The organism is Paenibacillus silvae (assembly GCF_014639235.1).
Lineage (GTDB): Bacteria > Bacillota > Bacilli > Paenibacillales > Paenibacillaceae > Paenibacillus > Paenibacillus silvae.
In genome coordinates, this window is the sequence record NZ_BMFU01000015.1 from 48831 (window position 1) to 67876 (window position 19046).

General features: G+C 52.3%; 1 protein-coding gene. It reads right to left on the reverse strand.

What is annotated here, in order from left to right; translation table 11 throughout:
- Positions 1-14 precede the first annotated feature (14 nt).
- Positions 15-18977: a non-ribosomal peptide synthetase gene (locus IEW26_RS26885; protein WP_188594628.1), complete on the reverse strand. Its 18963-nt coding sequence runs from the start codon at positions 18975-18977 to the stop codon at positions 15-17.
- Positions 18978-19046 lie beyond the last annotated feature (69 nt).

A 19046-nucleotide genomic window follows, 5' to 3' on the forward strand; every position in this document is an offset into this window, starting at 1 on the left:
AGCCGGGTAAAGGATTAGAACATAATATCGATCGTCTCTAAGTCATCTTGCTCCTGTTCGGATGGCCCGATCAGGGAAACATCCTTGAGCAGCATTGAAGGCTGTTCGCCAATTTGTTCAATGATCACAAGCAGGTCCTGAGCAAAATTGTCGATCAGATTACGTGTAAACAACTTCGTGGCATATTCGAATTGCCCGTTCATGCCCTCATCCAGCATCGAAATGATCAAAGTCAGATCAAATTGGGAAACGGTATGTTTTTCCGGATAAGATTCGATCTGGATATCTCCAAAGCTTTGAACGTTATCTTCCTTCGTTTCCAGAGCAAACATGACATCAAACACTGGATTGCGGCTTTGATCGCGCGGTACTTGCAGCTTTGTCACAAGCTCCTCAAACGGATAATCCTGGTGGTCATAGGCGCCCAGCATCGTTTCTTTGACTTCGTTCAAGTAAGCAAGGAACGTCTTCTCACCTGAAGGATAATGGCGAATCGCCAATGTGTTAACAAACATTCCGATTAGCGGCTCCAGGTCGGCATGGGTGCGACCCGACACCGGCGTCCCTACAATGAAGTCTTCTTGTCCCGAATATTTGCTGAGCAGGACGGAATAGACAGCCGATAACACCATATACAGGGTAGCACCGTTCTCATCTGCAATGCGCTGCAAGCTTTCGGTCATCTGCTTGTTAATACTGAAAGGCAGCACATCTCCCTCAAAACTGCGAACAGCAGGTCTGGCAAAGTCCGTAGGCAGTTCAAGCGTTGGCAGATCACCATTCAGCATATCCAGCCAGTAGGCTTCCTGACGTTTCAACCGATCTTTAACATATTCAGATTGCTGCCAAGCGGCAAACTCCTTGTACTGAATCCGAAGTGGCTCCAACGTCTCACCGTTATACAGACGCAGCAGTTCTTCGACGAAGATGCCCATTGACATGCCATCCGTGACGATATGATGAATGTCCAGCATAAGCAGATGGCGCTCCGCTTCCCATTCAACCAAGCCCACGCGCAGCAGTGGTGGCAAATGCAAATCGAAGACACGTACAAAGGCATCTGCTATGCATTTCGTTTCACTTTCTGTTGCTTTTGTATACTCTACGGCAAACTCCAAGTCCGCATAAATGCGCTGCACCGGTTCCCCGTCAACCATGTCGAAGCCGGTTCGCAAGATTTCGTGACGCGCGATTAAGCCCTTGAGCGCTGCCTCAAATCGTTCCCGTTCCAAGCCCCCGACGAGCACCGTCATGCCAGACATGTTGTAACTCAGCTCGGCACCTTGCATCTGCTGCTGGATATAAAGCCGTTTTTGCACAGAGGAAAGTGGGTAGCGATCCTGCTTATTCAGCACCGGAATAGAGAGGAATTCCTGCTGCTCCAATCGACTGATTGCTTTAGCCATGGCTTCAACGGTCGAATGCTGGAACACATCGCGCAAAGGCAGATCTACGCTCAACGTTTTATGCACCTTGCTAACCAACGCTGTTGCTCGCAGGGAGTGACCGCCGAGATCGAAGAAGTTGTCGTGAACACCAATTTCCTTCGAAAGCCCCAACACATCCTGCCAGATTGCCGCCAGCTTTGTTTCCAACTCATTACGCGGTGCTACGTATTCACGGTCTGCACTTATTCCCTCTTCCGGCGTCGGCAGCGCCTTTCGGTCGATTTTTCCGTTTGGTGTCAGAGGTACTTGCTCGAGTTCGATAAAGTAAGACGGGATCATATAACCCGGCAACTCGCTGGAGATCGCCCGTTTTATGTCAATCGCCAGCAATCCGCTATCCGTTGTGTAATACGCGCACAGCGCCTTCTGTCCGTTCGCATCACTTCGAACCAGCACCACCGCTTCACGCACACCTGCCACCTGCAGCAGCTGCGACTCAATCTCACCCGTCTCGATCCGGTAACCCCGGATTTTCGCCTGGTTGTCGATTCGACCGATGAAGTCCACATTGCCGTCCTCCATCCACCGCGCTAAATCTCCTGTGCGATACAGCCGCTCCCCGGCGACGAATGGACTATCCACAAACTTCTCTGCCGTCAGCTCCGCACGGTTCAAGTAACCACGTGCCACACCGGTGCCGCCAATCACCAGCTCGCCCAGCACCCCAACGGGCACTGGATTCAGATGTGCATCCACAATGTAGAATTTCGCATTTAGCCACGCTTTGCCAATCGGCACATGGCCCGTCTGCGGCAGCTGGGTCAGCGGCTCGTCATAGAAGCTGGAGTCAATCGCCGCTTCGGTCACGCCGTAGGCGTTAATAATGCGGAACGATGAGCCGAACCGCTCCTGCAAGGTGCGATAATCTGCAACGCTGCAGCTATCCGAGCTTGTGATCAGCAGCTCCATCGAGCGGATATCCTGCTTCTGCTCGTACACGTACTGCATGAACGGCACAATCAATGCTGGTGTCGATTCGAAAATAGTCACCCGTTCCCGCTCCATCCAGTGGTGCAGACGGGATGGATCAATCCGGTCGTCCTTAGGCACAATCACCATCGTGCCCCCGTTATACAGCGTGCGTGCAATATCCCCCACAAACACGTCAAACGAGAAGCTCGCAAGCTGCATCAGCCGCACCGGGAACTGATCCAATCCGTATTCACGTCGGTAGCCTGCGGCTGTATTGACCAGGCTCCGATGCTCGATCATCACACCCTTCGGCTTGCCGGTGGTTCCCGACGTGTAGATCACATACGCCAAGTCCTCTGGACGAGCTTCATGGAAGCTGTCCATGCCAATAACATCAACATCATCCAGAACATTCAGATCACTCTTACTCCCGCCATTCACAGCCCCCGTTAACTTGCCAGAGACCAGGCTGGAGTCTTGGTTTGAGCCCAGCATCGGCGCATTCGTTCGTTCCTCGCTGTACGATGCTTCATCGTCGAGGTACAGCACGGTCGCCAGTGCCAGCTGCGCTTCATCCAGCCAGGCTTCCGCACGCTCGCGCAGTGCTGTTTGCGTCAGGAGCACCTTCGCCCCGCTGTCTTCCAGCATGAAGCGTATGCGGTCTGCCGGATAATCCGGGTCGAGTGGTACATACGCCCCTCCCGCTTTCCAGACAGCCAGCACCGCCACCAGCAGATCCACCGAGCGCTCGGCAAGAATGCCAACGATCGACTCCCGGCCGATACCGCTGGTGCGCAGTGTAGCCGCAAGACGGTTCGCCCGCACGTTCAGCTCCGCATAGGTCAGGCGGTCGTTCTCATACACAACAGCTTCTGCCTCCGGCGTGCGTTCCGCCTGTTTCTCAAACAGGCGGTGGAATGCTGCCACAGGAGCTGCTTCCGACTGCGCCGGGTTAAACGCGCTGATCATTTCTTCTTTTTCCTCCGCCGTCAACATATCCAGTTCAGCAATCGTTGCTGACGGGTTGTATAGAATGGATTCAAGCAGCTGCAAGTAGTGGGCAGCCAATTGCTCCACCGTTTTCGTTTTATATAAAGCCGTAGCGTATTCAAACAGAACTTCCAAGCCATCCTCAATCTCTGTGACATCCAGACTCAAGTCGAATTTGGAAACCGTTTCTTCGCTGGCATACGTCGATAAATGAAGTCCTGGAAGCTGGATCTCCACATTCTCTGTATTCTGCAAAGCAAACATCGTATCGAACAGCGGATGACGCCGTAAATCGCGAGCCACATTCACCTGATCCACCAGTTCTTCAAACGGATAATTCTGATGTTCAAAAGCACCCAGCGTTGTCTCTTTGATCTCTTGCAAGTAGTCAAGGAACGTCTTCCCGGCAGCCGGATAACTGCGAATCGCCAACGTATTAACGAACATCCCGATCAACGGCTGAACGTCGCTATGATTTCTGCCCGCAATCGGCGTACCCACTACCACGTCTTCTTGCCCTGAATATTTGTGTAAGAGTACGTTATATGCTGCAAGCAGAACCATATACAGCGTTGCTCCATTCTCGGCTGCAATTCGCTTCAGGCATTCCGTTTTCTCACGATTCATATACAGTTGCAACGAATGACCTTCGTAGCTCTGCATAGCCGGGCGTGGATAATCCGTTGGCATTTCCAGAACCGGAAGCTCTCCGCTGAACATATTAAGCCAGTAGGCTTCTTGCTTGGCAAGCTGCAATTTTTGCTCGTCCGATTGCTGCCATACGGCATAATCCTTGTACTGAATGCGGAGCGGCTCGAGCGACTGCCCACTGTATAAATGCACGAACTCCTCAATCATGACGTCCATTGAAACGCCATCAGATACGATATGATGTGTATCAAACATTAAAATGTGCCGATCCGGTGCCAGTTTGGCAAGGCCTACTCGCAGAAGTGGCGGCTTCGCCAGATCAAATGCGCGAACAAATTGACGCACCGTTTCTTCCGCCTGCTCTTCACTAATCTGCACATATTCAACCTGGAAGGCAGCATCTTCATATATCCGCTGAACGGCTTCACCATGTACCATTTCAAAACCCGTTCGCAGCGTTTCATGACGCGCTACAAGCCTGCGGAACGCTTCTTCAAACCGTTGAAGGTCAAGCTTTCCTTCAAGCACCATTGCTCCCGGGATATTGTAGCTCAGTTTGCCTCCTTCCAGTTGATTCAAAATATAAAGTCGCTTCTGGGCGGAAGAGAGCGGATAATATTCGGCAGTTTCCACAGCCGGAATAGAAGTAAACGAGCTGGACTCCAGCCGTTCCATCGCCGCGGCCATTTCCTCAACTGTCGAGTAGTGGAATACGTCGCGAAGCGGGAATTCAATACCCAGTTCTTTATGCATTTTGCTGACAAGGGTTGTCGCCCGCAGAGAGTGTCCCCCGAGGTCGAAGAAGTTGTCTGTTACGCCTACCAACTGCTCCTGAAGAAGCACCTCCTGCCAGATGGCAGCCAGCTTCTGCTCCAGTTCGGTGCGAGGCGCCACGTATTCGTGGCCGCCCCCTTTCGGTGCTGGTAGCGCCTTACGGTCGATTTTCCCATTCGGTGTTAGCGGTAATTGCTCCAGTTCAACGAAATATGACGGGATCATGTAACCCGGCAGTTCGCTGGAGATTATGCTTTTCAAATCTGACGCCGACAAAACTTCTTCCACCGTATAATAAGCACATAATGCCTTCTGCCCTTCCTGATCTTCCATCACAACAACGACGGCTTCCTTCACACCAGCTGCACTCAGCAGCTTCGCTTCGACTTCCCCCGTTTCAATCCGGTAGCCCCGGATTTTGGCCTGGTTGTCGATTCGACCGATGAAGTCTACATTGCCGTCCTCCATCCACCGCGCCAGATCTCCTGTGCGATACAGCCGCTCCCCGGCGACGAAGGGACTGTCCACAAACTTCTCTGCCGTCAGCTCCGCACGGTTCAAGTAACCGCGCGCCACACCAACACCGCCAATCACCAGCTCGCCCAGCACCCCAACGGGTACCGGATTCAAATGGGCATCCACGATGTAAAATGTCGCATTCAGCCAGGCCTTGCCAATCGGCACATGGCCCGTCTGCGGCAGCTGGCTCAGCGGCTCGTCATAGAAGCTGGAGTCAATCGCCGCTTCGGTCACGCCGTAGGCGTTAATAATGCGGAACGATGAGCCGAACCGCTCCTGCAAGGTGCGATAATCTGCAACGCTGCAGCTATCCGAGCTAGTGATGAGCAGCTCCATCGAGCGGATATCCAGCTTCTGCTCGTACACATACTGCATGAACGGAACGATTAATGCTGGTGTCGATTCGAAAATAGTTACCTGCTCCCGCTCCATCCAGTGGTGCAGACGGGATGGATCAATCCGGTCGTCCTTAGGCACAATTACCATCGTGCCGCCGTTGTACAGCGTGCGCGCAATATCGCCCACGAACACGTCAAACGAGAAGCTTGCAAGCTGCATCAGCCGCACCGGGAACTGATCCAATCGGTATTCCCGTCGATAGCCTGCCGCTGTATTGACCAGGCTCCGATGCTCGATCATCACACCCTTCGGCTTGCCGGTGGTTCCCGACGTGTAGATCACATACGCCAAGTCCTCTGGACGAGCTTCATGGAAGCTGTCCATGTCAGAGACTACGCCGGAAGTTATGCTTGCGTCTTGGTCTGAGCCCATCATCGGCGCATTCGTTTGCTGCTCGCTATACGCTGCTTCATCGTCGAGGTACAGCACTGTCGCCAGTGCCAGCTGCGCTGCGCTGAGCCAGGTTTCGGCACGCTCGCGCAGTGGCGTTTGCGTCAGCAGCACCTTCGCCCCGCTGTCCTCCAGCATGAAACGCACGCGGTCTGCCGGATAATCCGGGTCCAACGGAACATACGCCCCGCCTGCTTTCCAGACAGCCAGTACCGCTATTAGAAGATCCACCGAGCGCTCGGCAAGGATGCCAACGATCGACTCCCGACCGATGCCGCTGGTGCGCAGTGTCGCCGCCAGACGGTTCGCCCGTGCATTCAGTTCCGCATACGTCAGACGGTCGTTCTCATACACAACAGCTTCTGCCTCCGGCGTGCGTTCCGCCTGTTTCTCGAACAGCCTGTGGAATGCTGCCACAGGGGCTGCTTCCGGCTGCGCCGGGTTAAACGCGCTGATGATTTCTTCTTTTTCCGCTGCTGTCAGAAGCTGCAGCTCATTTATTCGCATATTCGGGTTGACCACAGCTTGCTCCAGTGCCCGAACAAAATGACCACAAAGCTGTCTGATGCCATCCGCTTCAAACGTCAATGCATTGTACGTAAACCGCAGCAAAATTTGCTCTTCTGGAATGACGGTAATGTCCAGATCGTAGTTCGTTTGCTCCGGCGACTGGATGTTGGCAATTGTCAACGCGTTCTGGTCACCCCCGACGACCTGCTCGATCTGTTCTTCCATCGGATAATTTTCAAAGACCATAATATGATTGATCAAGTCGCGTTTTTGCTCGCTCAGCGACTGAATTTCGAACAGTGGATACGTCTCGTATGCTCTCGATGCCAGTGCTTGATCCTGAGTTGTTCTCAGGATATCTGCTACTGTGTGCTCCGCTTTGCCTTGAATACGAACAGGAATCGTATTAATAAACAGACCAATCATGCTTTCGATGCCCGGAATTTCTGCTGGACGCCCGGATACAACGGAGCCGAATACGACATCCTCGCTGTTGTTGTATATCTGCAGCACCAGTCCCCATATGGTCTGCATGAACGTATTAAGTGTCACCTGCTGCTGGCGCGCTGCACGCTCAATTTGCCCAGTCAGTCCTTTACCAAGCTCCACATCCATTTCAGCCATCTCAAAAGCATGCTGTCTCAGTTGCGTTTTCTCCTGTGGCAGCCTGGTCTGCTGATCGTAACCTGCCAAATATTCAGACCAGTATAGTGAAGCTTTCGCAGCATCTTGAGCTTCAAGCCATTCGATATACTTGGAGTACGAGGTCACTGGAGGAAGCTCCGGTGCATGCTTTTCCTGAATTGCGAAATAGGTATCGAACACTTCCTTGATCATGAAAGACATACACCAGCCATCCATCAAAATATGATGGTGGCTCCAGATCACATGATAGGACTCTTCGCCTGTACGGAGGACAGTCACACGCATCAGAGAGCCTTGTGCCAGATCGAACTTGTTTGCTTTATCCTCGCTGACAAACTCGGCTATCGTCTTCTCCGGGTCTTTATGGTATGAAGGGCGAATATCTTCAAAATACACTTCACACTTCCGCTCGCGGAATACCACCTGAATCGGCTCGTCCCTCCAGCCCGTCACGAAATTGGTTCGCAGCGCTTCATTGCGCTGCACCAGCGTGTCCAGACCTTGAGTGAAGGCCTCGACATTCAGGCTTCCGTGCAGATCGAAGGTCACCTGTTCAAAATAGGCTTCCGAATCAGCATCCAGCAGGCTGTGGAACAACATCCCTTTTTGCAGCGGCGTCAGGGTATATACATTTTCCAGTTCGCCAAGCACCGCCGTATGTTCGGTAAGCTGCTCCAGCTCCTCCACCGTCATATCCTGAAGCAGTACATCGCTAGGCGTAAGCTCCGGCTTCTCTTTTGAAATACAATGGCTGATGATTTCACGCAAGCTCGATTGGAGCAGGGTGCCCAATCGCTCTACCGTTTCCCGTTTATACTGGGTTTTCCCGTATCGAATGTTGAGCTCCAGCACTCCCTCTGACACCATACCGTTAATATCGAGCACAAAATCCATCATTGCATTCGGGCTCGAATCAGAACCCGGACTGAACGGAGACGGCTGTGAGCCGCTACCATCGTAATCCTGATCGAACTGACCCAGATAGTTGAAGCTGATCTCAGGCGCTAAAACAAACCTCTCGTCACCACGTGTTTCTGCCAAATAACGCAGGATGCCGTAACCGATTCCTTTGTTCGGAATGCGGCGCAAGCCTTCTTTCACCCTTTTCACCTGATGACCAAGATTGTCTGCGTGACCTGGCTCCAGAACGACAGGAAATTGGCTTGTAAACCATCCTACCGTGCGTGTAATATCTACATTTTGAAAAAGTTCTTCACGACCGTGGCCCTCGAGATTCACCAGCACTCGTTCATGACCACTCCAGGCATGTACTGCAAGGCTTAGCGCGGCAAGCAAAAGATCATTCATCTCTGTATGATAGGCAAGGTGTGCCTGCTTCAGCAGCTGCTCCGTTTCCGCCGCCGTCCAACGCACAGACACAAGCCCGCTGTCCTTCAGCATGGAACGCTCTTGTTCAAAATCTCTCGAAAGCGGCTCATAGGTCAATTGCTCGATATTATGCCAATGCTCTCTTTCACTTTCGATTGCCGAACCATTGGCATAATCAGCGAGCTGTTTCGCCCACAGCTGGAAAGAATCCGTTTTGAGCGGCAGACGGATCGGCTGCCCTTGCCGTGCCTGATCATAACCGGTTGCTAAATCCTCAAGCAGAATTCGCCAGGACACACTGTCCACAACCAAATGATGGATCGCAATGAGCAGGTGGTCACCATCGTCGCAGCGGAACAAACCAAGCTTCACCAGTGGGCCATACTCCAGATCAATGCTTGCTTGGATCTCACTCGCCTTAGCCTCCACCGCATTCTTTACATCCAGCGTGCCCCTGAAATCAATAATCTCCAGGTCAAACAGTGCTTCGTTCTCTTCAGCGCCTCGATTCCAGGCTGCATAACCATGCTCGGTTGCACGGTAAACCGTACGGAGAGCATCGTGATGCACGATAAGCTGACGCACGGCCTGACACAGAGCTTCTTCATCAAACCCTTGCTTGGAAAACTGCATGAACGCCTGGTTGCTGTGATGTATATCGGCTGGATTTTGCTCAAAGAACCAGCTCTGAATCGGGGTCAAAACAACCTCTCCCGTCACTTCGGCCTGGCTTGCCGTTCTTTCCACCGTTTGCAGTCGCATACTCAGGGCGGAGATCGTCGGGTAATGGAACAAATCCTTCATGACCAGCTTGTAGCCCGTTTGCAAAAGGCGAGAAGATACCTGCAAAGCTTTAATGGAATCCCCGCCAAGGGCAAAGAAGTTATCCATAGTGCCAACCCGTTCCAAGCCTAAAACCGACTGCCAGACCGAAGCGAGTGCTTGCTCGCCCGGAGTACGCGGCGCCGTATATACAGCCTCGTAACGCATGCTTCCTTCTGGCACAGGCAGCGCTTTACGGTCGATCTTGCCGTTTGGCGTAAGTGGCATTTGATCCAGACGCATCATGCGCAAAGGCACCATATGTGAAGGCAACGCCGCTTCCAGATGAGTCACAAGCTGTTCCAGATCGAAGTCCGAATTTGCTACGACATAACCGCACAAATACTTCTGTCCCCGCTCGTCCATGCGGTCGATGACGAGTGCTTGTTCCACGTCAGCAACATTTTTCATGGCTGCTTCAATCTCACCCAGCTCGATCCGATAACCGCGAATTTTTACCTGATTGTCGATTCGCCCGATAAAATCCACGTTACCGTCCGGCATCCAGCGTGCCAGATCTCCCGTCCTGTAAAGCCGCTCTCCAGTAACAAACGGGCTATCTACGAACTTCTCCTCCGTCAAATCCGGGCGATTCAAATATCCGCGGGCGACGCCAGCTCCGCCGATAACCAGCTCGCCCAGTACCCCGATCGGCACCGGCTTCAGATGTGCATCCACAATATAGAACTTCGCATTTAGCCACGCTTTTCCGATTGGCACGCTTCCCGTCTTCGGCAGCTTACTCAGCGGCTCGTCATAAAAGCTAGAATCAATCGCTGCTTCTGTGACGCCATAGCTGTTAATGATACGGAACTGCGAGCCGAAACGCTCCTGCAAGGTGCGGTAGTCCGCCACATTGCAGGCATCCGAGCTTGTAATCAGCAGCTGCATGGAGCTGAGGTCCAATCCTTCTGCATATACATGCTCCATGAACGGTATGATCAACGCTGGAGTCGATTCAAACACCGTTATGGCGTAGTCGTGAATCCAGCCATAGAGACGGGTTGCATCAATCCGATCTTCCTTAGGCACGATAATCATCGTTCCTCCGTTGTACAGCGTCCGTGCAATGTCGCCGACAAACACATCAAACGAGAAGCTCGCAAGTTGTAACAGCCGGATCGGGAATTGATCCAGTCGATAGTCCCGCCGATAACCCGCGGCCGTGTTTACCAGACTGCGATGTTCCACCGCCACGCCCTTCGGTCGGCCCGTTGTACCGGAGGTATAGATGACGTAAGCCAAATCATGTGGTTTGTTCACATTCGCTGGATTGCATGCAGGAACTGCTGCTAGTCTGTGGATCTCTGCTTCTGCGGTGGCAGACGTTTCCGCAGCAGATGGTTCCGCTGGTGCCAAAACCTTCTCCTCGGAGCCTGACTGGCACAGCGTTTGCAAGCCCGCAGCGGTTTCTATCGCTTCAAGGCTGTATGTGGCAGCGTCGTCCAGTGCAAGCACCGTTTGCAGTACCAGAGCTCCGTTGCTTCGCCAAGTTTCTGCCTGTTCCAGCAGACAGGTCTGTGTAAGCAGCACGGCTGCCCCGCTGTCTGCCAGCATATATTCGATCCGTTCCACCGGATAATCCGGGTCGAGAGGCACATAAGCGCCACCCGCCTTCCATACAGCGAGTACGCCGATCAGCAGCTCCACCGAACGCCCGGCCAGAATGCCGACCACCTGCTCCGGTCTCACCCCGTGTGCCCGCAGTGCATACGCCAGACTATTCGCCCTGGAATTCAAATCTGCATATGTCAGCTTGTTGTCTTCACAGACTACGGCCAGCGCTTCTGGAGTACGCTCCGCCTGCTGCTCGAACAACTCGTGGAACGTACTCTCTCTCCACGACTCAGACAACTCATCCGCTTCCAAGCCTGCCCCCTCTGTGTTGTACCGGTTCGCAAGAGCCGGGCACGACACGTCAAACCGGACCAGTAAATCATGCATTTCGCTACTCGTTAAAATATTCAAATCCGCAATTTGTGCATCCGGGTCAGCCAGAATCGAGGACAAAAGCTGCTCGTAATGGTTGGCCAGCCGTACGATCGTCTCCGGTCTAAACAACGAGGTAGCATACTCGATCTTGCAGAGCAATTCGTTACCCGTCTCCACGATATCCAAGCTAAGATCAAACTTTGCCGTCTTTTCCTCAATGTCAAACAGCGACCAGTGTATTCCTTCCATGGTTAGATCCAGACTTTCGTGCTTTTGCAGAGAAAACATCGTATCAAACAGCGGGTTACGGCTTAAATCCCGGCTTACCTGAAGAGCTTCCACCAGCTCCTCAAACGGATAGTCCTGGTGTTCATAGGCCCCAAGTGTCGTCTCCTTCACTTCCTGCAAGTAATCGAGGAACGTCCGCTCTGCCGCTGGTCCCAAACGAAGGGCTAGCGTATTGACGAACATGCCGATAATCGGCTGCAAGTCGGCGTGAGAACGGGCAGCAATCGGCGTGCCGACCACAATATCCTCCTGCCCCGCGTATTTATGCAGCAATACAGAGTACGCAGCCAGCAGAAGCATGTACAGCGTTGCACCTGAGTCACCTGCCAGCCGTTTGAGCGCTTCACTTTTCTCCGCATCCAGCGCAAACGTGAGGGTCTGTCCGTCAAACTGCTGTATGAACGGACGAGGGAAATCAAGCGGCAGCTCAAGAACCGGAGGCTCAGAGCTGTATACCCCGCGCCAGTATTGCTCCTGCTGCTGGATGGATTGACGTTGCTCCTCCGATTGCTGCCATACAGCATAATCCTTGTATTGAATTCGTATCTCAGGCAAAGTCTCCCCGTTGTATAGCTGCACGAATTCGCGCAGCAGAATGTCCATGGAAAGGCCATCAGAACCAATATGATGCATATCCAGCACAAGCAGAAATTTTTCTTGTTCCAGCTCGATCAGCATAGCACGCAGTAAAGGCGGCCGAGTCAAGTCAAAAGGTTGAATGAAGCTTTCAAGCAGTGCCGCAATCTGATCTTCGCTTGCCTGAAGCTTCTCGATCTTGAACGCTACGAACGGATGAATGTGCTGAACCGGCTCTCCATTCACGATTTCAAAACCGGTGCGCAGCATATCATGCCGTGCCACTAAAGCAGCCAGCGCCGCTTCCACTCTGGTTTCGTTCAACGCCCCTTCCAGTTGCAAGGCACTTGGAAGATTGTAATTTAGCTCCAGCTCATCGAGCTGGTGCAGGACGAACAGCCTTTTTTGCGCGGAGGAAACCGGGTAGTAGACTCTCTCTTCTGCTTTTGGGATTGAACTTTGCAATGTTTTCTCCAAGCTGGAAATAGCCTCGGCCATAGATTCCACCGTTGTAAGGCGGAACACGTCACGCAAAGGAACCTCAACGTTCATTTCCTTCCTGATTTTGCTGACAAGGCTTGTCGCCCGCAAGGAGTGACCACCGAGCTCAAAGAAATTATCCAGAACTCCAATGCCGGAGTAACCCAGTACATCCTCCCAGATGTTCACAAGCTCGGACTCCGTTCGATTCCGCGGCGCTACGTATTCAACGCCCGTTTGCATGCTGCCTTGCGGCTCAGGCAGCGCTTTGCGGTCCACTTTTCCGTTAGACGTCAGCGGCATGCGCTCCAGCTGTACAAAGTACGACGGAATCATATACCCCGGCATTCCCTGGGCTAGAGTGGCTCTAATATCACTGACCGTCAACGTTCGCTCCGCGACAAAGTAGGCAACAAGCGCATTTTCACCTCCGTTGTCCTGACGGGCGAGCACCACGGCTTCTTCCACTCCCTGGACATTCAGCAGCTGCGTCTCGATCTCGTCCAGCTCAATTCGATATCCGCGAATTTTTACTTGGTGGTCGATTCGGCCCAGGTATTCGATATTGCCATCCGGCAGCCACGCCGCCAGGTCACCTGAACGGTACAGCTTGTCTCCCTCCGCAAACGGAGAATCCACAAACTTCTCCGCCGTCAGATCCGGGCGGTTCAGATATCCTCTCGCCAATCCTTCCCCGGCTACGTACATTTCTCCGGCTACACCGATCGGCACAGGACGGCGGTTTTCGTCCAGCACATACACACGCAGTGTCGGAATGGGCTTGCCTATGTTACTCTTCGCTGCTTCGATCTCGGTCCATGTAATTTCCTTATATGTCACGTGAACCGTCGTCTCCGTAATACCATACATATTGATCAGCTTTGTTTCCGGGTACTTCGTCTTGAATCCCTTGAGCAGCAGCGGACTCAGCGCTTCCCCCCCGAAGATGACATTGCGTATCCGCAAATTATACGGGTGCTCTGCCAGAACCTCACGTAATAGCTGATAGAAGTACGTTGGGGTCTGGTTCAAAATCGTGATCTGCTCCCGACTCAGCAGCGCCAGGAAATCGGCTGGATTTTTCGCTGTGAGCGGCGGTACGATCACCAGCTTGCCTCCGTACAGCAGTGCCCCGTACATTTCCCAGACGGAGAAATCAAAACAGAACGAGTGGAACAGCGTCCACGTATCGGACGGGCCGAAGTCAAACAGGTTTTTGTCATTGAATAGAAGACGCACGACATTTTTATGCTCAATTAACGTACCCTTCGGTTTGCCCGTGGTTCCCGACGTATAGATCACATAGGCCAGGTTGTCCGGCCCGGAAATCGGCTCCAGATTTGAAGCTTCCCTGGCATCTGCCGAGTGGTTCGTCCAGCTATCCTCCAGAACAAAATCATTTAATTCGAGACGCGGTCCTGCGAAGTCTGTTTTCTCGTGCAAATGCTTTTGAATGAGCAGCAGCGGTGCGCCCGAATCCTCGATCATGAAGCGGATACGCTCCTGCGGGTAATCAGGATCGACAGGCACGTAGGCACCGCCCGCTTTCAGAATTGCCAGAATGCCAACAACCATATCCAGCGAGCGCTCAGCGAGAATGGCTACTAATTGATCTGCTTCGACTCCCGTCTCGCGCAGCTTTCGTGCCAGACAATTGGAACGTTCGTTCAGTTCGCGGTAGGTCAGCTGCCGCTCATTCATGACCACGGCGACGTTGTTTGGATAATGCTCCGCTTGCTCTTCAAACAAACCGTGAATCGTCTGCTGCCGCGGGTATTCCGCCTCCAAATCGTTGAAATCATGCACCAACTCGTGGATTTCTTCCTGCGTGAGCATTCCAAGCGATGCAATATCCCCGTCCGGCGCCGTTGCGATGGTATGTAACAGTTTGTCATAATGTCTGGCAAACCGCTCAGCGGTCTCCTGTTTATACAAAGCTGTAGCATACTCCAATCGGCATTCGAGCTGACCATGCAGCTCCGAAATGTCCAGAAGCAGCTCGAACTTGGAGGTCAGGTTTTCCAACGGATAAAAGGATTGCTCCAGTCCCTCAATGACTATTTGCTCGTTCTCTGTATTTTGCAGAGAGAAGAACGTATCAAAGAGTGGATTCCGACCCGTTGCGCGAGGGATCTGCAGACTTTCCACCAAATCCTCAAACAAATAATTTTGGTGTTCAAATGCCCCTAGTGTAATGTTTTTGATTTCTTCCAAGTAAGAAAGATATGGCTTGGAACGCTCAGGACGACTGCGAATGGCCAGCGTATTGATAAACATGCCTACGATGGGCTGCACTTCCTCCTGCGTTCTTCCGGCAATCGGCGTTCCAATGATCAAATCCTCTTGGCCCGAATATTTGTGCATCAGGATGGAATAAGCCGACAAAAGCACCATGTACAGCGTTGTGCCTGTTCGTGCCGCCAGCTCTTTCAGCTTCTCTGTCCGCTCTTTCCCGATGTAAAACTTCACGGTACGTCCGTCAAAGTTCTGCACCGCTGGCCGCGGGAAATCGGCGGGCAGGTCCAGAATCGGCAGCTCGCCGGATAACTGCTCCAGCCAGTACGCCTTCTGCGGCTGAAGCAATTGATCATAAGCTTCGGAATGCTGCCAAACGGCATAATCTTTATATTGGATTTGCAGCGGAGCCAGCTGCTCTCCCCGATACAAGCGACTGAACTCGTCAAAGAGCAGTGCTGTCGAGATGCCATCCGAGACAATATGATGCATATCGAACAACAGAATGTGACGGTTTCCGGCAACTTTGATCAGACCAATCCGCAGAAGTGGTGGCTTTGTCAGATCAAACGGGCGATAATAAGCTTCTACCACTCGATGCACTTCCTGCCCACTCGCCTCATAATAATCGACTGCAAACTCCACCTCGTTATAGATACGCTGCACAAGCTCGCCTTGAACCTGCTCGATCCCGGTACGTAGCGTCTCATGACGCTGAATCAATTCCTGAAACGCGTGCTCGACACGCGTACGATCCAGCTTGCCTTCAAGATGAAGCGCAGCGGACATATTGTAGCTGCGGTCGGCTCCTTCAAGCTGGCTCAGGACATACAGACGCTTTTGCTCGGATGAAACCGGATAGTACTCAGCCTCAGCTGCCTTTGTTATCTCATACGTCTCCTGATGCTTTAAACCGCCGATTCTTAGAGCCAGCTGCTCGATCGTGGTATAGCGGAAAACATCACGGAGCGGAACCTCGACTTGCAGCTCTTTTCGAATTTTGGAAACGAGCGAAGAAGCGCGCAAGGAATGACCACCAAGGTCGAAGAAGTCATCCTGCACCCCTACCCTGGCTATACCCAGCACTTGCTGCCACATGAGAGCAAGTCTGGTTTCCAGTGTTGTGCGAGGGGCCACATACTCGCGGCCTGCTTCCATCTCTCCCGTCGGTTCAGGCAGGGCCTTGCGATCAATTTTGCCATTCGGGGTGAGAGGAAGCTGATCAAGAGATAACAGCCGGGCCGGGACCATATGTGCAGGCAGCTCTTGCTTTAATTGAAACAGCAGATCACTCAACTGCAAGGATGCATCCGCTACTACATAGCCGCACAAATACTTGTGCCCCTGATCATCCGTGCGGTCTATGACTACAGCATGTTTGACGTCCGGAAAACGCAACAGGGCCGTTTCTACTTCACCAAGTTCGATTCGGAACCCGCGAATTTTGACCTGATAGTCGATCCGGCCGATAAAATCAACGTTGCCATCCTCCAGCCAGCGGGCTACATCACCTGTCCGGTACAGACGTTCTCCAGGCACAAACGGGCTGTTCGCAAACTTCTCCGCAGTTAAGTCGGGACGATTCCAATACCCGCGTGCTACCCCGGGACCGCCGATAACAAGCTCACCCGGAACCCCTACAGGAACTGGATTCAATGCAGCATCGACAATATAAAATCGGGCGTTCAGCCAAGCCTTGCCAATCGGCACATGCCCCGATGATGGCAATCTCTCCAAGGGCTCATCGTAAAAGCTGCTATCAATCGCCGCTTCGGTAACGCCATAGCTGTTGATGATGCGGAATTGTTCGCCGAATCGTTCCTGCAGCCAACGGTAATCGGTAACACTGCAAGCATCCGAGCTGGTAATCAGCAGCTGCATCGAGCTAACGTGCAGCCCTTCTTCATCAATATGCTGCATGAACGGCAGAATGAGTGCAGGCGTCGATTCGAATACCGTAATGTTTTGCTCCCGAATCCAGCCGTATAAACGGTTCGGATCAATTCGGTCATCCTTGGGCACAATCACCATCGTACCGCCGTTATACAACGTACGCACAATGTCCCCGACGAACACGTCAAACGAGAAACTGGCCAGCTGCAGCAGCCGTACCGGGAACTGATCCAGACGGTACTCTCGCCGGTATGCGTCTGCCGTATTCATAAGACTGCCGTGTTCAATCATAACGCCTTTCGGTTGTCCCGTTGTACCTGAGGTGTAAATGACATAAGCCAGATCTTGAGGGGCGCTATGCGCAGATTCAAACTCCACGGCCAAGGCATCCCGCTTATACATCTGTTCATCGTCCAGCGCATAGACCGCTTGAAGCTTCAACTGCTCATCAGCCAACCAGCCTTCGGCACGCTCGAGCAGATGACGCTGTGTAAGCAGCACCGATGCTTCGCTATCGCTGAGCATATATTCAATTCTCTCCGCTGGATAATCGGGGTCCAGTGGAACATAAGCTCCGCCGGCTTTCCAGACGGCAAGCACACCGACCAGCAGCTCCACCGAACGCTCCGCCCAGATGCCTGTAATTGTCTCCCTTCCCACACCCTGTTCACGAAGGAGAGAAGCCAGGCAATCGGCACGTTCATTCAATTCGCCGTAGGTCAGCTGTTGATCCATGTAAACAACTGCCGGATGATCCGGGATGTCCCTGGCCAACCTTTCAACAACCCGATGAAACACTTCTCCCTCGCTCAGCCCTGCCACCGGCGGATTAAACACGTTAAGTATACGTCGTCTCTCCTCATCGCTCAGCAGAGAAATCTCCCGTATAGGCAGCTCGGGAAACTGAAGAAACTGATCCAGGACGGTTACATACTGCTCCATGATCCGATCAATCTCGGCCTTCTCGAACAAACCGGTACGGTAGGACGCATGAAGAGTAATATAGTCATCATTCAGCATATGGTCGAAGCGCAGCAGCAAGTCGTCCATCTCATGTCTGGCAAAGTGCGCCTCCAGGCGTACCTTGATTTCTTCGTATTCCTCAATTTTCAAAGGAAGATATTCCAGCGATGTGCGGAACAGCTCCGAAAGATCATTGCGTCCATGTTGCTCGCGTAAATACTGGATCAATTGATTATACGGATATTTCTGATACCGCAGATCGGCTGTATTTTCCTTGGAGACCGTTTGAAGCAAGGAAAGCACATGCTCGTCCGGATTCATCTGAATGCGCGTAGCTACGGTGCTGACAAACATGCCGATCGTTTCTTTTTCCTTCTTGCTGGTGCGATTGGCGAAAACTGTACCGACTGGAACATCGGTGTTATCGGTCAACTTGTATAACAAAACGTACATGGCAGACATAAATAACGTATATAAACTGACCTGATATTGTTCGCTGAAGGCCAGAATGCGTTCATAACGGGAACCCTCCAAAGTAATGAAACGTGTATTGGATTCACTGCCAATCGAGAATGGCGGAACCGATTTAATGCCGGTCGTTTCTGGCAATGTGCTGTATTTGTTCAGCCAGTATTGCCTGCCTTTTTGATAACGCGGCGACTGCTCATATTCTTGTTCTGCTGAAATATAGTCCTGATAGGAGGGGGCTTGATAACTTTCGGAAATGCCTTTTCCTTTGCGCAGTTCCAGATATTTTTCCATCACCGCATGAAGCAGCGCATTAACAGACAAGCCGTCAGCGATAATATGATTGATCGTCAAATTCAGCCATACCTGACCATTCGCAAAATGAATAATCGTAAATTGGTAGAGATGTTCATCGAACACGCTGGCCGGCTTTTCGCTTACTTCTTTAATCCAATCATCATATTGTTCAGCTGTGCCTACGACGAGACGACTTATCCTGGCTTGAACATTCTCCGGCTCCTCGAACCACTGCGTTGGATTCTGCACATCCCCGCTAATGCGGATTCGGAAAGCATCATATGTTTTGACAATTTCAGTCGCCGCACGCTCCAATAGCTGTGTGTCGATCTCGCCCGTAATCTGGTAGGTCGCGGAAAGTGTCGTAATAGACGTTCCCGGATTCATCATTTCCATGAACCATATTCGGCGCTGCGCTTGCGTCAATCCATATTGCGTCTTGCTCTTCTCTCTCACATCGACACACTCCCCGTTAATAGAGATTTATATAGATAGGTTTCGTCTTCGTACATAGAGATCAGCCGG